Origin of the sequence: Streptomyces griseosporeus (genome assembly GCF_014656055.1) — a bacterium.
In the GTDB taxonomy this organism is placed as follows: domain Bacteria; phylum Actinomycetota; class Actinomycetes; order Streptomycetales; family Streptomycetaceae; genus Streptomyces; species Streptomyces griseosporeus.
In genome coordinates this window covers 292,329-312,762 of record NZ_BNBR01000006.1, presented here as the reverse complement: position 1 = coordinate 312,762, position 20,434 = coordinate 292,329, and the positions used below count along the sequence as shown (strand labels likewise).

General features: G+C 73.0%; 19 protein-coding genes. 9 read left to right on the top strand and 10 right to left on the bottom strand.

The features are described from left to right. Positions 1-103 precede the first annotated feature (103 nt). A complete protein-coding gene (locus tag IE308_RS28005; protein WP_190220050.1) occupies positions 104-1,705 on the bottom strand; it encodes a subtype B tannase in 1,602 nt (533 codons plus the stop codon). Between the two features lie 184 nt (positions 1,706-1,889). Here IE308_RS28005 and IE308_RS28000 point away from each other — a divergent pair, with 184 nt between their 5' ends. Next, positions 1,890-2,486 (top strand): GNAT family N-acetyltransferase, encoded by a 597-nt coding sequence (locus IE308_RS28000; protein WP_190220049.1) that lies wholly within the window; start codon positions 1,890-1,892, stop codon positions 2,484-2,486. 85 nt (positions 2,487-2,571) lie between these two features. Here the strand turns inward: IE308_RS28000 and IE308_RS27995 are convergent, their stop codons facing one another. The 3 genes from IE308_RS27995 to IE308_RS27985 all read right to left on the bottom strand — a co-directional run bounded on the left by IE308_RS27995 (position 2,572) and on the right by IE308_RS27985 (position 4,421). Then, a complete protein-coding gene (locus IE308_RS27995; protein WP_190220048.1) occupies positions 2,572-3,237 on the bottom strand; it encodes a pyridoxine/pyridoxamine 5'-phosphate oxidase in 666 nt (221 codons plus the stop codon). A gap of 38 nt (positions 3,238-3,275) precedes the next feature. After that, the gene (locus IE308_RS27990) at positions 3,276-3,701 is read right to left on the bottom strand and encodes a pyridoxamine 5'-phosphate oxidase family protein (RefSeq protein ID WP_110628793.1); all 426 of its coding nucleotides are present in this window, start codon (positions 3,699-3,701) and stop codon (positions 3,276-3,278) included. Between the two features lie 99 nt (positions 3,702-3,800). Continuing rightward, the gene (locus IE308_RS27985; RefSeq protein ID WP_190220047.1) at positions 3,801-4,421 is read right to left on the bottom strand and encodes a LysE family translocator; all 621 of its coding nucleotides are present in this window, start codon (positions 4,419-4,421) and stop codon (positions 3,801-3,803) included. Between the two features lie 83 nt (positions 4,422-4,504). Here IE308_RS27985 and IE308_RS27980 point away from each other — a divergent pair, with 83 nt between their 5' ends. After that, positions 4,505-4,957 carry an Lrp/AsnC family transcriptional regulator gene (locus IE308_RS27980; protein ID WP_110628791.1) on the top strand — a complete coding sequence of 151 codons (453 nt, stop codon included), beginning with the start codon at positions 4,505-4,507 and terminating at the stop codon, positions 4,955-4,957. Positions 4,958-5,024: 67 nt separating this feature from the next. Here the strand turns inward: IE308_RS27980 and IE308_RS27975 are convergent, their stop codons facing one another. Further along, the gene (locus tag IE308_RS27975; RefSeq protein WP_110628790.1) at positions 5,025-5,660 is read right to left on the bottom strand and encodes a TetR family transcriptional regulator; all 636 of its coding nucleotides are present in this window, start codon (positions 5,658-5,660) and stop codon (positions 5,025-5,027) included. A 134-nt stretch (positions 5,661-5,794) separates the two neighbouring features. Here IE308_RS27975 and kbpA point away from each other — a divergent pair, with 134 nt between their 5' ends. The 3 genes from kbpA (at position 5,795) to IE308_RS27960 (ending at position 9,893) form a co-directional block, all read left to right on the top strand. Then, positions 5,795-6,520: an AfsK-binding protein KbpA gene (gene kbpA / locus IE308_RS27970; protein WP_110628789.1), complete on the top strand. Its 726-nt coding sequence runs from the start codon at positions 5,795-5,797 to the stop codon at positions 6,518-6,520. Between the two features lie 214 nt (positions 6,521-6,734). Beyond that, positions 6,735-9,125, top strand: coding sequence for a protein serine/threonine kinase AfsK (afsK, locus tag IE308_RS27965; RefSeq protein WP_190220046.1), 2,391 nt, complete (start codon positions 6,735-6,737; stop codon positions 9,123-9,125). Positions 9,126-9,320: 195 nt separating this feature from the next. Beyond that, the gene (locus IE308_RS27960; RefSeq protein ID WP_190220045.1) at positions 9,321-9,893 is read left to right on the top strand and encodes a hypothetical protein; all 573 of its coding nucleotides are present in this window, start codon (positions 9,321-9,323) and stop codon (positions 9,891-9,893) included. Here the strand turns inward: IE308_RS27960 and IE308_RS27955 are convergent. From IE308_RS27955 to IE308_RS27935, 5 genes are all read right to left on the bottom strand, one after another. Beyond that, positions 9,890-10,363 carry a DUF4333 domain-containing protein gene (locus tag IE308_RS27955; RefSeq protein WP_229909185.1) on the bottom strand — a complete coding sequence of 158 codons (474 nt, stop codon included), beginning with the start codon at positions 10,361-10,363 and terminating at the stop codon, positions 9,890-9,892. The genes IE308_RS27960 and IE308_RS27955 overlap by 4 nt on opposite strands. 1,113 nt (positions 10,364-11,476) lie before the next feature. Further along, positions 11,477-12,400: a type IV toxin-antitoxin system AbiEi family antitoxin domain-containing protein gene (locus IE308_RS27950; RefSeq protein WP_190220043.1), complete on the bottom strand. Its 924-nt coding sequence runs from the start codon at positions 12,398-12,400 to the stop codon at positions 11,477-11,479. Between the two features lie 191 nt (positions 12,401-12,591). After that, positions 12,592-12,831, bottom strand: a complete 240-nt coding sequence (gene afsS, locus IE308_RS37505; RefSeq protein ID WP_373314605.1) for a regulatory protein AfsS — start codon at positions 12,829-12,831, stop codon at positions 12,592-12,594. A 201-nt stretch (positions 12,832-13,032) separates the two neighbouring features. Further along, positions 13,033-15,987, bottom strand: coding sequence for an SARP-family global regulator AfsR (gene afsR, locus IE308_RS27940; RefSeq protein WP_190220042.1), 2,955 nt, complete (start codon positions 15,985-15,987; stop codon positions 13,033-13,035). Positions 15,988-16,157: 170 nt separating this feature from the next. Further along, positions 16,158-16,553 (bottom strand): nitroreductase/quinone reductase family protein, encoded by a 396-nt coding sequence (locus tag IE308_RS27935; protein ID WP_190220041.1) that lies wholly within the window; start codon positions 16,551-16,553, stop codon positions 16,158-16,160. A gap of 139 nt (positions 16,554-16,692) precedes the next feature. Here IE308_RS27935 and IE308_RS27930 point away from each other — a divergent pair, with 139 nt between their 5' ends. From IE308_RS27930 to IE308_RS27915, 4 genes are all read left to right on the top strand, one after another. Continuing rightward, on the top strand, positions 16,693-17,517 hold the full coding sequence (locus IE308_RS27930) for an endonuclease/exonuclease/phosphatase family protein (RefSeq protein WP_190220040.1): 825 nt from the start codon (positions 16,693-16,695) through the stop codon (positions 17,515-17,517). A gap of 415 nt (positions 17,518-17,932) precedes the next feature. Next, complete coding sequence (locus IE308_RS27925; protein ID WP_110628780.1) at positions 17,933-18,325, top strand: hypothetical protein; 393 nt, start codon at positions 17,933-17,935, stop codon at positions 18,323-18,325. Positions 18,326-18,344: 19 nt separating this feature from the next. Next, positions 18,345-19,922, top strand: a complete 1,578-nt coding sequence (locus tag IE308_RS27920) for a peptidoglycan-binding protein (RefSeq protein ID WP_110628779.1) — start codon at positions 18,345-18,347, stop codon at positions 19,920-19,922. Positions 19,923-19,933: 11 nt separating this feature from the next. Beyond that, entirely contained in the window at positions 19,934-20,431 is a 498-nt protein-coding gene (locus tag IE308_RS27915; RefSeq protein WP_190220039.1) for a protease inhibitor I42 family protein, read from the top strand. The last annotated feature ends 3 nt before the right edge of the window (positions 20,432-20,434 follow it).

Here is a 20,434-nt window from a genome sequence, read left to right as displayed (position 1 = left end):
GAGCGTAATCACCCATCAGTTTGATGGGTCTCGGTCAAGACCGGAATTGATTGCGGATCGGTCACGGATGGGGGCGCGGCCGCTGCCACGCCCCCGCGGCCGGCTACCGCTTCCGGTACCCCGTCACCTCGGCGATCCAGGCGATGAAGTCGCCCGGGTCGGTGTTCGCGCCGTGCCCCTGGTCCCAGTAGTAGAGGTGGTTCACGTCGTCGCCGAGACCGGCCGCTGCGGCGGCCAGGTTGGCGGAGACCGTCAGCGAGGTGTCGGTGTCCTTCGTGCCCAGACGGATCCACCAGTGCTTGCAGCGGCGCGGGTTGCGCTCCGTCAGCAGGTGGTACATCGGGTTCATCAGGTCCAGCAGCGCCGGGATGTCGCTCGCGACGCGCCTGCCGCTCAGGCCGGTGGTGTCGTTCCTCGCGCCGTACGCCGTGAAGTGGCGGGCCGCGGTGGTGCCGGCGCCGAACAGGTTGTTCTCGCCGGTCGACAGGTCGAAGGCGTCGAAGGCCGGGGCGGTCTTCTTCCGGGCGCCGACGTGGGCGAGGAAGCCGTCCCAGGTGAACGTCGCCTTCCTCCCGTCCCAGGTGAGGAAGGAGTTGGCGGCGAGATACGCCGCGCGGGCGGAGTCGGTCAGCCCGGCCAGGTAGGCGGTGGCCGACGGCTCCAGGTACTGCCGGAGCAGGTAGGCGTCGTAGTTGCGGGCGGTCAGCGGCCCGAAGCCGTTCAGACCGCGCAGTCTCAGGCCCGCCTGGTACTCGGCGAACTGGGCCTTCAGCTGCTGCGACACCGTCCGGTCGGCTGTCTTGCCGGTGGACTGCACGGCGTTGCCGCCCCAGTTCCACTCGTAGGCGCCGTCGGCGTGCTCCAAGTCGGTGATGGGGCACCAGGCGCCGGCCGCGAAGACGGCGTCGGAGGCGTCGGCGGCACCCAGCTCCTTCAGGTACGGCTCGTACAGCGCACTGTCGCCGGACGCGCCCAGCAGCGAGGACAGCGCGCCGCCCGCGCTGGTGCCGGCGGACACGATCCGGTCGGTGTTCCCCGGGATGCGGCCCCGGTTGGCCCTCACGTACCGCACCGCCGCCTTGAGGTCGACGATGGCGGCCGGGGCGACGCCGTAGTACTCCCCGGCGGAGTCCTTGAGGGTACGGCCGCGCGCCCCGGGCTCGACGACCACGTACCCGGCGGCCAGCGCGAGGAGCTGGTTGGTGGCCAGGGCGCCGCCGGTGGCGTTGGTGTTGCCGTTGGCGCCGGGCGCGGAGGGGGCGGCGGAGGCGGACGGGGTGCCGGAGGGGGCGCCGCCGCCGGGCGCGCCGCCGCCCATGCCTCCGCCGCCGATGCCGGTGGCGCCGGCGACCGAGGAGGGCATGTAGCCCCCGACGGAGTTGGCGAACAGGATCGGCGCGTCGCTCGCGTCGACCGCCCTGCCGTCGATCTCGACGGGGACGCTGACGTTCAGGCTCTGGTACGTCTCGTCGACCGGCCGGGCGACATAGGTGATCGCCTTCCAGAAGCGGTACGTCACCGAGTGGGTGGTGCCGTCGGTGCCGGTGACCGAGGTGGTGAGCGTCGTGTGGGCGTCCGGGTCGAAGGCGAGGGAGGATCCGCTACCGGTCGTGCCCTGCGTCGAGGAGTCCGGGCCGCTCGACGCCCGCGCGGTCACCGCGACCCCGCCGACCGCCGCCACACCGGCACCCGCACCTATGCCCATCACCACTGACCTGCGCCTGACTGCCCTGTGCCGCACGTTGATCGCCTCTCCCTGCGTGGGGTTCCGGGGGTTCTCCGGGGGTCTGCGCTTGCGAACGTAGGCGGACGCCAACAAAATCGTCAACAATTTCTGGGGATTCATGGAAGGCTCACAGCCGCTGTGCGCGCTGGTGTTGAATGACCGGATGACCGAGGCTCCGGCACCCCACGCGACCCCGTTCCCCGACCTCCACGGAGACGGCCTGCGGCTCCGCCCGTGGGACGCGGAACGGGACACCGACGCCGAGACCTTCCTGCGCGGGTACAGCGACCCCGAGTTCCGCCGCTGGAACACCCCGATCACCCCCGTCGACGACCTGGACGCCGCCCGCACCGCCCTGCGGAAACGGGCCGAGGCGGCACGGAACGGCACCGGGGTGTCGTACTGCGTCGAGGACGCGGTGAACGGCACGCCCCTCGGGCACATCGGCGTCAGCCGCATCGACCGCGCCCTGCGCTCCGGCTGCGTCGGCTACTGGGTGCTGCCCGAGGCCCGCGGCCGCGGCGTCGCCACCCGCGCCCTCGCCCTCACCGCCCGCTGGGCGCTCACCGACCTCGGGCTGCACCGGCTGGAGCTCGACCACGCCGTCGGCCACGAGGCCTCCTGCAAGGTCGCCGAGCGCTGCGGGTTCCGCTACGAGGGGACGCTGCGCGGCTCGATCTTCGAGGCGGGGCGGCGCGACGCCTTCCGGGACGCGCACCTGCACGCCCGGCTGGCGACGGACCCGGTGGACACGGTGTAAACGGCGGACCCGATGGGCGCGGTGGGCACGGCGGACCCGGTGGACCCGAACGGCCCGCCGGACCCGGTCTCCGGCTGACGCCGGATCACGGCCACAGCAGGCCCTTCGTCCAGCCCGTGCCCTCCGCGCGGTACGTCAGCCGCACGTGCCGCCGTGCCGCGTCCCCCTGGAAGAACTCGACCTCCTCCGGCCGTACCCGGTACAGCGTCCAGGTCGCCGCCTCGGCGTCCGGCTTCCGGCGGGCCCGTTCCCACGCCGCCTCCGACGCCTGCCGCAACTCCTCCACCGAGCCGAGCGGTTCGCTCTGGCGTCCGGTGAGCGCGGCGGCCAGCGCGCCGGTCGACCGGGCGTGCAGATCGGCCCGCCCCTCGTCGGCCGGCGCCACGGCCACCGGCCCCCGCACCCGCACCTGCCGCCCCAGCGCGGGCCAGTAGAAGCCGAGCGCGGCGTACGGCCGGGCGGCGAGGTGGCGGCCCTTGCGGCTGCCGGCGTGCGTGGCGAAGGCCCAGCCGTCGGCGTCCGCGCCGTGCAGCATCACCGTCCGCACGTCCGGACGGCCCTCCGCGTCCGAGGTGGCCAGCGACATCGTGTGCGGCTCCGGCTGCCCGGCCGCCACCGCGTCGGCGAACCACTCGGTGAACAACGCGACCGGATCCGCGGGCGCCGCCCCCGGGTCGAACTCCGGCAGGGACGTCACCTTGGGATCCCACACCCGCAGGGACCGCAGCAGCTGATGAAGATCGGTGCTCATCCCCCGATTCTGGGGCACGGCCGCTCCGCGCTACGGCGTCAGACCTGCCCCAGGTCGGAGGAGACCCAGCGCTCCGGCCGCATCCGCACCACGACCTGCTCCCCGTGGTTCTTCCAGGAGAAGTCGACATACCCGTCGACCTTGTCGGCGGGCAGGTACCGGGCCGACAGCTCCCTCAACTGCTCGACGGTGGCCGGCTCGGCGGCGACGACGGGGCCCTCCACGGACACGTACCGGACCGTCGGCTCCAGCCGGTCCACCATCAGCGAGAACCGGCCCGCCGCCTTGATCAGCTCGTACTTGCGGGAGTGCAGCCCGGTCATGATCCATACGTCCTCGCCGGGCGCGTACTGGTACCAGATCGGCACGGTCAGCGGAGCCCGTCCGGCTCCGGCGTCGACCGCGAGCGCCGCGACGTGCGGCTCGGCCAGGAACAGCGCGCGCTCTTCGGGGGTCAGGGGCATGCCTGCGTCCTCTCCGTCGCCTACCTTCCACCCTGGTCCAACGCCCCGGCGCCGCAGAACCATCCCCGCGCCCGCCAACTGCCGTATCGCGTACGGCCGTCAGAGCGTCGCCAGCCGCTCCACCAGCAGCAGCGCGCCGATCCCCAGCATCGCCGCCCCCGACGTCCGGGTCACCGCGCGGGCGGCGGCCGGACGGGCGGACAGGACCACGCGGGCGAGGAGGCCGACCGTGAGGTAGACGGCGGCGCAGCACGCCATGTGCAGCAGGCCGAGCGTGGCCGTCTGCACCGGCACCGGCAGCCGGTCGCCGTGCGGCGTGAGGAACTGCGGCAGGACCGACAGATACAGCAGCAGGCCCTTCGGGTTGAGGCCGCTGATCGCGGCGCCGCGCGCGAAGACGCGGCGGCCGTCCGCCGAGGGCGCCTCGCCCGCCCCGGGCACACCCGGCCGGCGCAGCACGCCCCACCCCAGCCACAGCAGATACGCCGCCCCCGCCACCGTCAGCGCGGTGAGCAGCTCGGGGCACCCGGCGACCAGGACGGCGAGGCCCGCCGCGGCCAGCACCGTGTGCAGCGCGTACCCGGCGACCAGGCCCGCCACCGCCACGGTGACCGACCGGCCGCGCAGCCCCGCTGCGATCGCGTACGCCCAGTCGGCGCCCGGCACGCAGACCAGCAGAAAGTCCACGGCGAGGAAGGAGAGGAGGGTTCCCGAGTGCATATCGGCGAGATTAGGCGCGATACGGCCGAAAGTGTTGCCGAAGTTTCTCCGCGAGGCCCCGCTGGTGGGGGAGAATCTTCCCCATGGACGACGTGGACCGGAAAATCCTTGCCGAGCTGCAGCAGGACGGGCGGCTGACCGTGACCGAGCTGGCCGCGCGGGTGCGCCTCAGCGTCTCGCCGTGCCACCGGCGGCTGCGCGAGCTGGAGCGGTCCGGCGCGATCAGCGGCTACCGGGCACTGGTCGACCCGACGGCCGTCGGCCTGAACTTCGAGGCGCTGGTCTTCGTCTCGATGCGGCAGGAGGACCGGGAGACGGTCGCCGGGTTCGAGCGGGCGCTCAGCGAGGTGGAGGAGGTGGTGGAGGCGCAGCGGCTGTTCGGCGAGCCGGACTACCTGCTGCGGGTCGTCGCCGCCGACCTCGCCGCCTACCAGCGGCTGTACGACGAGCGGCTCGCCACCCTGCCGGGCGTGCAGCGGCTGACCTCGACGCTGGTGATGAAGCACGTGGTGAAGGACCGCCCGCTGCCGGCGTAAGGCCTGACAGGACTTGAGGAAAGGTTTCGCTGGGCGAAGGGCCGCGGGCGGGAAAGAGAAGAGGGGGCTACCTCGTCGGCTTCTTGCCCGTCACGCCGAGGTGCACCAACAGGGCCAGGTTCGGCTTGAGTTCGGCCTGCTTCACGCCCCAGGTGGAGAAGCCCTTCTGGTGCGAGGCGACGGCCGTGAGCATCGCGACGAGCGCGCCGGCGATCGCCGCCGGGTTCACGTCCTTGTCGATGCGCCCCTTGGACTGCAGGGCTCCGATCGACTCCGCGAGGGAGGTGGTCACGGAGTTGAGGATCTTCAGGCGGATCTTGTTGAACCGCTTGTCGCCCTCCGCGGCCCCGAGGTCGACCACGCGCAGGATCGCGTCGTTCTTCCGGTAGAACTCCAGGAAGCCGTCGACCAGTTCCTGCGCCGTCTGCCAGCCGGCCTTGCCCGCCCAGGACCGGCCCTCCAGCAGGTCCGCCAACCCGGCGCCCTCGGTGGCCATTTGCTCGGCGATCTCCAGGACGGCGCCTTCGACGTCCGGGAAGTACTGGTAGAAGGTCGCGGGGGAAGTGCCCGCCTTCCGGGCGACATCGATGACTTTGACGTCCCGGTAGGGGGAGGAGCTGAGCATCTCGCTGAGGCAGTCGAGCAGCTTCTGCCGGGTCGCCTGCCCACGCCGGCCGGCCACCCGGCCGTCGACGGTACGCACTTGTCCTGTCATGCCGTCAGCTTACCGACGGGTGATCTGAGCGCGATTCGGCCGACTGCAAATGGGGTGCACGGGGGCGCGGAGGCTGGTGTGCCTGGTCTGCGGGCTGTCGGTGCGCCCGTTACTTTGGCGCTATGGCCGAAAACAGGGCATCCGCGTACGGAGAGGGCGTCCCCTGCTGGGTGGACGCACAGCTGCCGGACGTGGAGGCGGGCAAACGTTTCTACGGTGAGCTCTTCGGATGGACGTACGAGGACGCGTACGGCTCCACGGTGTGGGCCCGCCTCGACGGCGAGCCGGTCGCCGCGCTCGCGCACAAGGCGGACGGCCGCCTGCCCACCGTATGGACGGTGTACTTCTCCACCCCGGACGCGGAGGCCACCTCCCGGCGCATCCTCGCCGCCGGTGGGCAGATCGTCACCGCCCCGCTCCCGGTCGGCGACGGCCTCGGCGGCTCCGCCCTCGCCACCGACCCCGAGGGCGCCGTCTTCGGCCTGTGGCAGCCCGGCACCCATCCCGGGTTCGGCCGGCGCCACGAGCCGGGCACCTTCGCCTGGGCCGAGCTGTACGCCCGGGACACCGCCGCCGTGAACGCCTTCTACGGCCACCTCTTCCACGACGCCCTCTTCGGGCCGGACGCCGACCCCGACTTCGGGCGGGCGCCGGTCGCCGACGTCTTCCCCGCCGAGATGCCGCCGCACTTCGTCGTCCACTTCGGCGTGGAGGACTGCGAGGCCGTCCTCGGCACCGTGCAGCGGCTCGGCGGGCGGGTGCAGGCGGGGCCCTTCGAGGCGTCGTACGGGACGGTCGCCGTGGTCACGGACAATCAGGGGGCGTCGTTCGCGCTGCTGCAACGCTGAGCCGAGGTGCACGAGCCGGGGCGCAGCGGTGAACGAGCCGGTGGAACCGTCCTGAAATAATGCGAGACACCCCCTTTGTCACCGGGTTCGCAACGGGCGCCCCGGCCAGGAAGAATCGGGGTGCGTGCCGCCACGGCGGTGCGGTGGTGAGACGCTGCACTTCGGCCGCGTGCATAAGTGGGTGGCGCGGCTCGTACGGGGAGGTGGCAGGCAAGTGGTGGATCAGCTGACGCAGCACGATCCGCGCAGGATCGGGCCGTTCGAGGTGCTGGGACGGCTGGGCGCCGGCGGCATGGGGCTGGTCTATCTCGCGCGCTCGGCGTCCGGCCGGCGCGTGGCGATCAAGACGGTCCGCACCGAGCTGGCCGAGGACCAGCTCTTCCGCGTCCGCTTCACCCGCGAGGTGGAGGCGGCCCGCGCGGTCTCCGGCTTCTACACGGCCGCCGTGGTCGACGCCGATCCCCGCGCCGCCGTGCCCTGGCTGGCCACCGCCTACGTCCCCGCCCCCTCCCTCGAAGAGATAGTGAACGAGTGCGGGCCGCTGCCGGCCCAGGCGGTGCGCTGGCTGGCGGCGGGCGTCGCCGAGGCGCTGCAGTCCATCCACGGCGCCGGACTGGTCCACCGCGACCTCAAGCCGTCGAACGTCCTCGTCGTCGAGGACGGCCCCCGGGTGATCGACTTCGGTATCGCGTCCGGCGTCTCGAACACCCGTTTGACGATGACGAACGTCGCCGTCGGCACCCCCGCCTACATGTCCCCCGAGCAGGCGAAGGACTCCCGCAGCGTGACGGGCGCCTCCGACGTCTTCTCCCTCGGCTCCACCCTCGTCTTCGCGGCCACCGGCCACCCGCCCTTCCACGGCGCCAATCCGGTCGAGACCGTCTTCATGCTGCTGCGCGAGGGCCCCGACCTGGAGGGCCTGCCCGAGGAACTGCGCCCGCTGATCGAGTCCTGCATGCAGATGGAGGCCGCCGCCCGCCCCACCCCCGCCGACCTCCAGGCCCAGCTCGCCCCCCACCTGTTCGGCTCCGGCTCCGACGACAGCGGTACGGCGTCGGCGTGGCTGCCGGAGAAGGCGGTCGCCCTCATCGAGACCCGCCGCGGCGGCCGTACGGCGGCCCAGCAGCCGGCGGCCGGGGCGCGCGGCGCGGGCCGGGGCGGCTCGGGAGGCGGCGCCGGTGCCGCGGCACCCGCGGTCCCGCCGCCCCCGTCGCACGCGCCCGCCGTACCCGCGCCCGTGGGCGCCCAGGCCGGCTCCCCGGCCGCCTCCCCCGACACCGGGCCGGTCCGGCTCGCCGGCGCCGCCGTGCCGATCGGACCCGGCCCGCGCGTCGCCGACGTACGCGCCGCCGCCGTCCGCGCGCCCGCGCCGGAGGCCGCCCTCGCCGCCTCCTGGTCCAAGCCCCGCCCGGGCGTGGGCGTCGCCGACCCCGCCGTACCCGGCCCGGCGCCCGCGGCCCCGGAAGCGCAGCAGAGCGGCTGGCGCCCCTGGCGTTTCCGCATGTCCAACGACGTCTGGGGCACCCCGGCCGTCGCGGGCGACCTGGTCTACGTCACCTCCTTCGAGGTGCACGCCCTGGACGTGGCCACCGGCCGCCGCCGCTTCAAGACCCGGGACGTCGCCTGGTCGATGGCGGTCGCGGACGGCCGTATCCACGCCTCCGACGGGCCCACGCTGTACGCGCTGGACGCCCGCGAGGGCACCGACCTGTGGCGGCTGCAGACCGACGCCTGGGTGTACTCCCTCAAGGCCGACCGCGGCACCGTCGTCACCGGCACCCGTGGCGGCGGCGTCCAGGCCTGGGAGGCCTCCAGCGGCCAGAAGCTGTGGGAGATCACCGGCTGCCAGACCGACTTCGAGTCCCCCGAGGCGGGCCCGGCCCTGCACGAGGGCACGGTGTACGTCTGGCAGGACGCCCGGCTGCGCGCCCTGGACGCCCGCACGGGCGAGGAGCGCTGGTCGTACCCCATCGGCGACGCGGCCTCCTGCGGCGGCGTACCGGTCCGCGTCAGCCAGGCCCCCGACGGCTACGTCTACGTCGCCGCCGGCACCCGCGTCCTCGCCGTCGACGTGGCGAGCGGCATGGTCCGCTGGCACTTCGAGGCCCCCGCGGTCTTCCTCTCCCCGCCGGCCTTCGTCCCCGGCCCCGCGGTGACCGGCGGCGGCGTCTACCTGGCCGACTACCTCGGCACGGTCTACGCCCTCGACGCCACCGACGGCCGCGACCGCTGGCGCATCGCGACCGAGTCCAGGGCGTCGGTGGAACCCGTCCTCGTCGCGGCCGGCCACGTCCACGTGGGCAGCGGCCGCGGCCTCTACACCCTGGACGCCGTCACGGGCACCCCGAAGTGGCGCTTCCAGGCGGGCGGCGACATCGTGGGCGCACCGGCGGTGGCGGAGGGCCGTATCCACTTCGGCTCCACCGACCACCTGCTCTACACCCTGAAGGCCGACGACGGCCGCCTGCGCTGGAAGCTGGCCACCGGCGGCGAGATCACCGGCTCGCCGGTGGTCCGGGACGGCGTGGTGTACGCGTGCAGCAAGGACCGCTGCGTGTACGCGCTCGACGCGGAGAAGGGAACGGGCACGGCCCGCACGGCCTGACGCCCTCACCCGGGTGGGGGACGGCCGTCGTATGGGGCGCACGGAAGGGAATCCAGACGGCGGCCGTCGTCCAAGGGGAGCGCACGGGGGCGAACGATGCCCTCGTCCGTCACTCCCACCCCAGACGCTACGCCCGGTACGGGCCGGTCGCCACGCGGTGACCGGCCCGTGATCGGCCCGCCCTAAGGTGGCGGCATGCAGAGATGGGGGCACAACTTCAGGTTCCTGGCGGTGTCGGCCCTGGTGGTCCTGGCGCTCACCGGCTTCTCCACGGGCAGCCACGGCAGCACGGGCGGCAGCGGCAAGACCGGCAAGACCGGCAAGAGCAAGTCGAGCACGAGCCGGGGCAGCAAGAGCCGGAGCGGCGGGGGAGGCGGCTGCAGCAGCTCCAGCCAGGACCACGACACGAGCCACGACGACACATACGACGACACCTACGGGGACGACGCGGCCGGAGCGCCCGCGGACGCGACCGCGACCGCCACCGGGATGCCCCAACAGGACGCGATCGTCACGCTGGTGAGCTGCGCGTCGAAGAAACGCCCGTACGCCACCGTCCAGTTGCACAACCCCAACGACCAGGACGGCACCTTCGACCTCACGATCAGCTTCCTGGACGCGAAGGGCAGGCTGCTCGACGCGGAGACGGACGACGTGGACGTCCCGGCGAACGAGACGGTGACGGTCAAGGAGTACGTCGGCGGCAAGGCCGCGACGAAGGTGACCCGCTGCAAGGTCCCCGACCTGGCCCGGCCGGCGAACTCCTAGGCGGCCCGGGGTCCGGCCTCGGTGGCGCGGACGGGGCTGGCGTAGCCGGTGGGCTGCTTGCCCGGGAACACGATCTCGCACCGGTACTTGGACTCGGTGTTCAGCGGTACGAGGGCGGCGGCGGGAATGTCATTGCAGAGGGCGTAGTCCATGGTGGAGTAGTTGCCGTACAGCAGCCGGGCGACGCCGTCCCTGGTGAGGATGCCGGAGTTCGGGGTCGCCTCGTACTGCACGTACTGGTCGGACCAGGCGGCGTTGTCGCCGATCCGCACGGTCCACTCCACCTTGAGCCCGTCATAGGTGACGGAACAGGTCGTGGTGGTCCCCTTGCTGGACTCCAGCCCGTCGGGGCAGGTGGCGGTGGTGGCCCCCGGAGCCCCGGCCATCTTCAGCGTCCGCCCCCGCAGCTCGTACTCCAACTGCTCGGAGAAGGCGGCACCGGCGGCAGGAGAGGCATCGGCCTCCAACACGGGAGCGCCACCGCCGGGCTTCGCCAACTTCTGCGGCAACACGGAGGCGGCCGGAGAGGCGGCCCCCTTCCCCCTGGCGTCACGGTCGCCCCCGCTCGACGAACACCCGGCACTCACCAGAACGCCGACGACCACCAACCCCACGCCCAAGATCTTCCTACCCATACGGGTCACCCTAACGGCTGGGGCGAGCCGGTCAGTTGCCGTGGGGGCCGCCCGCTTCTCGGCCAGTGTCGTGATTCCGCGACCCGAGTCAAGGGCGCTCCACTCCGCTTGCGCTGCGTTCCGCGTCGCCTGCGGCGATCGGCCTACCGGCCGACCCTTGACACGGGCCGCGGAATCACGGGGAAGAAGCGAGCGAGCGGCCCGGAAAGCGGGTGGCCAAGGCGAGCCCACCCCTACCGGCGCTGCGTAGTCACCGCCGGTTGCGGAAACGCGGCCGCGCCTCGCCAGCACGCCGGGCCGTTTGGCGGCGGAGGGCTTGTGGGGGGGGGTGGGGTGGGATGGGGCGCGCCGGAGAGCCGGAGAGCCGAAGACCGGAGAGCCGGAGAGTCGAAGACCGGAGAGCCGGAGAGCTGAGGGGAACTGTTGGAGCCGGCCCACGCTAGGCACATCCAGCGGATGGAGGGGATTGAGGACTTTCGGAGCGAACCTTTCATACCGCTCGCCCGCCCCCCGCCGCGATGGGCGGCCATCTGCAACGTTCGCTCCCAACTCCGCCGCCCCACCCAGAAGCACCCCCGAACCGAACCCGCCCCACCGGCCGCTCGCCGCCAAACCACCTGACGTACGTCGACGCGCGACCGCGCTGCTCTCCCTCCTGCCCCACCGGCCGTCAGCCGCCAAGCCTGCCCGGCGTGCTGGCGAGGCGGAACCGCGCATCCCCAACCGGCGGTGACCTGGCAGCGCCGGTTGGGGCCCGACGTGGCTCGGCCACCCGCTTTCCGGGCCGCTCGCTCGCTTCTTCCCCGTGGTTCCGCGACCCGTGTCAAGGGTCGGCCGGTAGGCCGATCGCCGTAGGCGACGCGGAACGCAGCGCAGCGGAGTGGAGCGCCCTTGACTCGGGTCGTGGAAGCACGACACTGGCCGAGAAGCGGGCGGCCCCCACGGCAACTAGGCGGCCAACGCCGCGCGGATCTCCTCGATCACCCACGCCCCCCGGTGGAACACATCCTCGGCCGTGAAGCGCAGCAGCCGCCTGACCTCGGGGCACCGCGCGATCTGGTTGTAGCGGGCGATGTCCCGGCGGTGGGCGTCGCGGGTGCCGTGGTAGGCGTAGCCCTCCACCTCCACAGCCAGTCCCTCGGCCCGGAAGAGGAAGTCCAGGTAGTACCGGCGTCCGTCCGGCCCCCGCACCTCCGCCTGTGTCTCCGGCCGTAGCTCCGCGTCCAGCATGCGCAGGCGGGCGATCGTCTCGGCCGGTGAGCCAGAGGTTCGGTCGACGAGCCCGAACCACGTACGCCCCCGTCGCCCGCCCCGCAGCGGTGCTTCCAGGGCGAGGGAGAGGGAGGCGAGGGTGACGAGTGGGGGACGCCGTTGCCCGCCTGCCCGTCGGAAGCCGAGCGCGGACTCGACCGCGACGAGCGCGTCGTCTCTGGGCCCGGACCGGAGAAGGTCGGCGAGGGTGCGGGGTACGTCGGTGACGCGCAGGCCGTGGCGTGTGACGACCTCGTCCTGGCTGAGGGGGATCCGGTGCACGCGGGCGTCGGCGAGGCTCTGCCGGAAGGTGAGGTCGGGGTCGGTGAAGTCGAGGGGCTGCTGGTCCGCGGTACGGGCGTTAAGGGTCTCGATCTGCCAGAGGTGGGCTGCCGAGACGTGACTCACGACGAGTCGGGGGTTGAGGAGCTGGGTGGCCCGCAGTCGTGGCGTGAGGTCGACTGGCCTGCCCGGTTCGGCCCAGACTCCGCGCCGGATCCGCAGCCATCCCTCGCGGCGCAACTGCCGGCTGAGCGTGGCCGGACTCCACCCGGCCTGCAGGGCCCGAGCGGTGAGCAGCAGGCCCCCGTCGGCGAGCGCGCTCAAGTCCGTACGCTTCACGGCACAACTGTGAGGGAGGAAGCCTCAGCGCCGCTCGGGCCTGTGGATAACTCCTCGCAGCTCAACGCCGGGGGCGGCTCGAACGGCTAGTCCGGCCGGGAGCCCCCCGGTGTTCTGCCCGCGAGTGTGAACGCCTCGGCCGCGGCGGCTCCCCCTCCGCGCCGCCGCGGCCGATCCCCGTTGGGTGAGGCTTACTTGGAGCCGTCGAGGTCCAGGGCGGGCGGGGCCGGAGAGTGGCTGTCCATCGTGGTGACGGTGCCGTCGCTCGGCGGTGCGGGCGAGTGGCTGTCCATCGTGGTGACGGCGCCGTCGCTCGGCGGTGCCGGAGAGTGGCTGTCCATCGTGGTGATGGCGTCGGTGCTGTCCTTGCCATCGACGGCATGGCCCTGACCGCCGGAGGTCACTGCCTCGTCCTTCGTAACGTCACTCATGATCAAAACTCCCAGGGATACCAAGCTCGTCTAGTGGAAGCGCCCGTTCGGCAACTCCCCCGAGGGTCGCCGAACGGGCGTTCCAGGGCGCTCACTGTAACGATGAGGGCCCTGACGATCCGTCTGCCCCCCGACGCGACGGGTCGATGGACAGAGACTGGCAGGCCCTCATAAACGTTCGATGAACGACCAGGAGGCGTCCTACGCCGCGGCAAGAGGCGCCAGCAGCGCGCGGACCTCCTCAGCCTCCGGGGCCGCCGACGCGTCGTAGATCGCGAGCGCCTCCCGCCAGCAAGCCCGCGCGCGATCGGGCTGGTTGAGGGCGTTCAGCGACCTCCCCAGGAGCGTGAGGGCGTTACCCCGCATCCAGTCACCGCCGATGCAGCCGGTCGCCAGGGCCTGTTCGGCGTGCTGTGCGGCCTGGGCCGGCCGGTGCGCCAGGAGATGCACCTGGGCGATCCGGAAGTGGGTGGTCCCCTCCCAGAGCCGCTGCCGGTTCTCCCCGAAGATCCGCACGGCCTCGGTGAGTTCCCGCATCGCCTCGCTGAGCAGGCCGGACTGCGTCAGGACGATGCCCAGGGCGTACCGCGCGTTGGCCAGCCGGACGGTCAGTCCCAGGTCGTCATAGATCCGCGTCCCCTCGCGTGCGAGTTCCACGGCGCGGGACAAGTGGCCCATGGGGGCGAGAACCCGGGACAGATTGCACAGGGCGCTGGCCTCGCCGGGACGGTTGCCGTCGGCCCGGAAGGCCTCGATCGCCTGCATCAGGTGAATCTCGCCGTCGGCATAGCGGTTGGTGCAGTTCGCGATGATCCCCAGCTCATTGGGGGCGTTGCTGCTGGTCCACGGGTCCTGCGAGGTCGCCGCGAGGGCGATCGCCTTACGGGCCTCCGCCTCGGCCTGCTCGAAACGGCCCGCGTTGCTGAGCACCTGCGTCAGCGTGACACGGGCCCGGCCCTCCGCGTGCGCGTCCCCCGCGGCATGGGCGGCCGTACAGGCGGCCAGGGTGGCCCTTTCGTACCTGCGGGAGCTCACACCTGACTCGGCGAGGTCCTTCGCGGCCAGCAGCAGGTCCACCGCCCGGCGCAGTGTCGGTCCCTGGAGGGATTGCTGAGCGCAGGCAAGCAGGCAGTCGGCTTCGGCGTGCAGCCAGTCAAGTGCCTCCGCCGCGTCGGCGAACGTCCGGCCCTCCCGTCCGCCCTTCTCCAGATGCTCGACCGTCCGGTCCCCAGGCCGCTCGATCGCGTAGACCCCCGCCGCCGTCGCCAGGTAGAAGTCCAGCAGGCGGGACAGGGCCGCGCCCCTCTCCTCGGGGGGCCACTCGTCGCGTTCCGCGCACGCACGCGCGTAGAGGCGGACCAGGTCGTGGAAGCGGTAGCGGCCGGGGGCCGCCGATTCGAGGAGGGACGTGTCGACCAGGGACTCCAGGAGGTCCTCCGTCGACTCCGGGTCGAGGTCGAGTACGGCCGCCGCCGCGGCGAGGGAGATGTCGGGGCCGTCGGCCAGGCCGAGGAGGCGGAAGGCGCGGGCCTGGGCCGGGTCCAGGGCGCCGTAGCCGAGTTCGAAGGTGGCCTTCACCGCCAGGTCGCCCGCCTGCAGCTCGTCCAGGCGCCGGCGCTCGTCCGCGAGCTTGGCCGCGAGGACGGAGACCGTCCAGGTGCGGCGCCCGGCCAGGCGGGACGCGGCGATGCGGATCGCCAGCGGCAGGAAGCCGCAGGCCGCGACCACGTCCAGGGCCGCCTCCCGTTCCGACGCCACCCGCTCCTCGCCGACGATCTTCGTGAACAGCGCCAGCGCCTCGTCCGGGGACATCACGTCCAGGTCGACCAGGTGCGCCCCCGCCAGGTCGACCATCCGCACCCGGGACGTCACCAGGGCCGCGCAGCCCTCCGTCCCGGGCAGCAGCGGACGTACCTGCGCCGCGTCCTTCGCGTTGTCCAGCAGCACGAGGACCCGGCGGCCGTCCAGGACCGAGCGGTAGAGCGCCGCGCGTTCCTCCAGGGTGTCGGGGATCGCCGAGTCCGCCGTGCCGAGCGCGCGCAGGAAGGAGCCCAGGACCGTCTCCGGCTCCGCCGCGCGCGGGCCCGCGCCCTGCAGGTCGACGTACAACTGGCCGTCGGGGAAGGCCGACCGGGCCTGGTGCGCCACGTGGACCGCGAGCGTCGTCTTGCCCACGCCCCCGATGCCGGCCAGCGCCGAGACCGCCATCACCTTGCCCTCGGCCGAGGAGAGGATCTCGCTCAGTTCGCGGACGAAGGAGGAGCGGCCCGTGAAGTCGGGGACCGTGGCGGGGAGTTGCGCCGGACGGACCCGCGTCACCGACGGTTCCTTCGTGGGGGCGGACGGTTCCGCCAGGGCCGGGTCCGCGCGCAGGATCCTCTCCTGGAGGTCCTGGAGGCCCGGCCTCGGGTCCACGCCCAGCTCGTCGGCGAGGAGCCGCCGCGTGTCCGCGTACACCGCGAGCGCCTCCGCCTGCCGGCCGCTGCGGTACAGCGCCAGCATCAGCAGCTCCCGCAGCCGCTCGCGCAGCGGGTGCGCCGCAGTGAGCGCCGTCAGCTCCGACACCGCCTCCGCGTGGCAGCCCTGCTCCAGGTCCATGTCCAGCCGCGATTCGAGGAGTTGCAGCCGCCACTCCTCGAGGCGGACCCGCTGTGCCTCCGCGTACGGCCCCGGCACCCCCGCCAGCGCCTCGCCGTCCCACAGCGCCAGCGCGCCGCCCAGCAGCTCCCGGGCCCGGCCCAGGTCCCCGCCCGCCCGCGCCTTGTCCGCCTCCGCGGCCAGCTCCTGCGCCCGCGCCAGGTCCAGGGCGCCGTCGCCGAGGCCGCGCACCGCGTAGCCGCCGGACTCGCTCACCAGGACCCCGGCGCCCAGCGCCTTGCGCAGCCGTGACGCGTACGTCCGTACCGCCGCGAGGGCCTGCTGCGGCGGCTCCTCCCCCCACAGGGCGTCGATCAGCTCGGCGGCCGTCGCGGTACGGCCCTCACGCAGCAGCAGGGCCGCCAGCAGCGCGCGTTGCTGCGGGGAGCCGGTCGGCAGCGGTTCGTCGCCACTCCAGGCGCGCACCGGGCCGAGCACAGAGAACCGCAGCAGCGCGGGGTCCGCCCCTGCCCCGGAGTCAGGACGCCTCTGCTGCGGCACTCGCGGTACTCCGTCCATCGCCGTCCCCCTAGACAACCTGAGCAACCCTGTCAGTTTGCCCTGTCGGCGGCGGGCCCGTCAGCCGCGCGAGATGCCGATCACAGCCGGACGCACGGGAGGTCACAAAGCCCCCACACGCCCTCCCCATACCCGCACAACAACGCCCAACCCTGCGGGCTTCCCAGTCGTCAGCCGTCCAGGTCCACCCGCACCGTCAGCAGGTCCGTCCCGAAGGCCCGTACGCCCATGCTGTTGAAGCGGGGCAGCGAGCGCAGGCGGGCCACCGGGTCGTCGTCGGGCAGCAGATGGGCGGTGCCGGTGTGCCAGCGGCCGCGGATCCGCACCCGTACCCGCGGATCGGCCTTGATGTTGCGGACGTACTGGGAGCGCTCGCCGAACTCCGACACCAGCCAGAAGGAGTTGCCCACCCGCCGGCCGCCCACCGGCGTCGGCCGGGGCAGGCCGGAGACCCGGCCGGTGGTCTCCAGGACCGTCTGCAGCGGCAGCCGGCGCAGGACGGGGTTGCCGACACGGCGCTGGAAGGCGGTGGCGGCACGGAAGCGGAGATCGGAGCGGCGGGACATCGGCGGCGGACTCCTCGGGAGAGGCGTTTCAGATGAACAGTGGCGGTCGGGCCGCGGCCGGCACTGGGGGACCGGCGGGGCCGTTGGTTCAATGGTCCCCCGGGGAGCGTTCCTCCGGAGAGCGGGGCGGGTGGCCGGAATGCGGGTCGTGACGTGGAACCTGTGGTGGCGCTTCGGGCCGTGGCAGGAGCGCCGCAAGGCGATCCTCGCGGTGCTGCGGGAGCTACGCCCCGACGTGGTGGGCCTGCAGGAGGTGTGGGCGGACGGCGGCGAGAACCTCGCCGAGTGGCTGGCCGGCGAACTCGGCCTGCACTGGACCTGGGCGCCTTCCCCCGCCCCCGCCCCCTGGCAGCGGCGGCTCGACGAACCCCTCGCCGCCACCGTCCAGATCGGCAACGCCGTCCTGAGCCGCTGGCCCGTCAGCGACCACGACGTGCTGCCGCTGCCCGCCCCGCCCGGCCTCGACGACGGCCGCCTCGCGCTGTACGCCCGCCTCGCCGCGCCCGGCCACGAGGTGCCGTTCTTCACCGTCCACCTCACCTCCGCGCTGCACGCCTCCAGCGTCCGCTGCCGGCAGGTCACGGCGCTCGCCGGGTTCGTCGCCCGGCACCGCGAGGGCACCGCGTTCCCGCCGGTCGTCACCGGCGACTTCAACGCCTGGCCGGACTCCGACGAGATACGGCTGTTCGGCGGCTACCGCACCGCCCCCGCCGTACCCGGCCAGGTTTTCCACGACGCCTGGGAGTACGCCGACCCGGCCGCGCCGTCCGCGACCTGGGACCGGGCCAACCCGTACGTGGCGCGGGGCGGTTCGCCGAGCGTCCGGGTCGACTACGTCCACGTCGCCCCACCGGGCCCCGACCGGCTCGGCCGGGTCCTCGGCGTACGGCGGGCCGGGGACGGCCCGGTGGACGGGGTGTGGCCGTCGGACCACGCGGCGGTCGTCGCGGACCTGGCGGACTGAGGCACGGGGCCGTGCGTCCCCCCGTGCCGACCCCCTGTGCAGCCCCGGGACTGATCCCTGTGCAGCCCCCAGACCCACTCCAGTGCGGCGCCCGCGCCCACCCCTGTGCAGCCCCCGGCCAACCCCCCTGTGCAGCCCCCAGACCCACTCCAGTGCGGCGCCCGCGCCCACCCCTGTGCAGCCCCCGGCCAACCCCCCTGTGCAGCCCCCGTGCCCACCCCTGTCCCCTGTGCAGCCCCCGTGCCCACCCCGTGAAGCCCTCGCGCAGGAAGACCCCGTCCTCCGCACACCCCGACCGCCCCCGCACCCCCGCGTGCTAGCCTCCCCGCCGGTGTGATCACTCACCGTCCCCGGCCGGATCCCGCGCTCGCGCGCACCGATCGGCAGGGGCGGGAACGGGGAACGGGGGAACGCGATGGCCACGCCGTCGGGCGGCTATCAGGTGAAGTCCGGCCTGGGCGACCAGGCCCATGAACTGGACGGCTCCGGCGACGACGCCGGCAAGATCGCCCAGGCGGTCAACCCCACCCTCTGCTACCCCCAGGAAGTGCTGGGCGGCGCCGACTCCGGCCCTGCGTTCAACGCGTACGCCGCCGCCTGGGAGGCCGAGGCCAAGACGCTTCAAGACGCCCTGCACGAGCTGGCGAAGAAGGTGCGGGCCGCCAAGGGCGCCTACGGCGGCAGCGACGGCCTCGTCCGCACCAACGCGGCGAACGTCCGCGTGAACACGCCGAATTCGGGCCCCGACCCGCGCGTCTCCACCATGCCCGCCTACGCCGAGCGCCCCTCGGTCCTGTCCAGCTACTGAGGCCGGTGACCCCACCCCGATGACGGAGTCCTCCACCGACCGCCGCAAGCGGCTGGCCGAGCTGACCGGCGACATCGACTCGGCCGGCAGCAAGAACGACCTGATCGAGGCGATCGACGCCGCGCTCGGCGTGTCCGCCCCCGAGGGCGACCCCACCACGCTGGAGATGCTCGGCAAGCGCTACAAGGACCAGGCCGACGACGCCACGAAACTGTCCGAGCGGGTCGCCAAGGTCGCCGCGCAGGGCATCCCCGACGTGTGGGTCGGCGACACCAGCGTGCTCGCCGCCGATGCGGTCAACGCGGCAGCCCGGGCGGCGGCCGAGATGTCCGAGGCGTTCACCGGCGGCGGCAAGGCCCTGCTGACCTTCTCCGACCAGCTCCAGGCCGCCCAGAAGAAGGACGGCGACGGCCGCGCCAAGCTGAGCGAGGCGCGCGGCATGCTCGGCGGCAAGGACGGCTTCTTCGACGACCTGCACGAGGACGACGAGGAGGAGTCGCTGCGGCTGAAGGCCCGCTCCCTCGCCTCGGTCGGCGTCAAGCTGCGGCACGACGCCGCCGTGACCGCCGACGACGCCGCGCGCGACGCCGCCCGCGACCTCAACAAGTGGGCCGCCGAGGCCCGTACCGGCAAGATGGACACCGACGAGCTGACCGCCGTCGACCGGCTGATGCTCGCCGACACCAGCAACATCGACGGCGACCCCGAGTACAACGAGATCCTCAGCGCCAACGACCTGGAACGCTCCGGGCAGGCCATGGAGAAGCTGTCCCCGGCCGACCGGGCCCGCATGGAGAAGCTGCTGCACGACGCGAAGACCCCGCAGGAGAAGGCGTACCTGATGAAGGCGCTGGCCTCCGGGTACTCCGTCGACGAGGTCGAGACGTTCGGCGGCAAGATCCACGGCAAGGACCCCAAGTGGCTCCAGGAGCACCTGGCGCCGGTGACGACGGGCAACGACCCCTCGCAGACGGGCCAGGAGAACCAGGACTTCGACGGCAAGCTGTGGGACCAGGACGGCGAGACCTGCGTGCCGTCCTCCACCGTCACCGCGCGCGCCATCGTGGACCCGGTGTACGCGCTGGAGCTGACCGGCGGGCCCGACGGCACGGACGACGACCCCGAGCACTTCCGCAAGCGCCTGACGGACGAACAGCTGCGCCTGCACGAGCAGGGCGACGGCGACAACTCCGGCTGGTGGTGGGACGAGCACCCGTCCGGCATGGACAAGGACGGGCAGGAGGAGATTTCGAACAAGAACCTGAGCCCGCACACCGGTGACAGTTACGAGCAGCAGTCCATGGACGGCGCGGACGACCGCCGCAACGTGCTGCCCGACATCGAGAAGTCCGTCGCCGAGGGCAAGCCCGTCCCGATCAACATCGAGCGGTACGACGAGGACGGCAACCGGCACGGCCACAGCATGATGATCATCGGCCAGGAGGGCGACAAGCTCCAGATCTACAACCCCTGGGGCACGACCACCTGGGTCACCGAGGACCAGTTCATCAGCGGCGACCTCAGCGCGGCGGCGGACGACCGCTACTCGGCCGCGCACAAGGGCAACGTCGACACCGTCTACATCCAGCAGGGCTGAGCACCGTGACCATGCGCACCGCACCGACCTCCCTGGCCGCCGCCGCGGCCGCCGGCGTCCTCCTGCTGACCGGCTGCGGCTCCTCGGGCGCCGGCGACGAGTACGGCACCCAGGACCGCGCCATCACCGTGGACGCGGGCGACGAGTTCACGCTGAAGGTGCCGGCCAACCCGGCGCTCGGCCAGAACTGGTACCTGGCCGAGCCGCAGCCCGCCGCCGACGTCCTGAAGTACCGCGGCAAGCGGGAAGAGGAGGAGGGCGGCGGCGACCTCACCGGCGCCGGTGACGGCACCCAGTTCTTCGACTTCACGGCGCTGAAGCCCGGCAGGGCCACGGTGCGGCTGCTGCACTGCCCGATGGCGAGCTGCCACAGCGGCACCGAGTCGGCGAAGCCGTACCCGAGCGCGTCCGTCACGCCCGGCGGCCCCTCCGAGAGCCCCTTCCCGACGGCGACGGGCACCCCGGACGACCGGCCCGCGTTCTTCGTCTACACCGTCACGGTCCGCTGACCC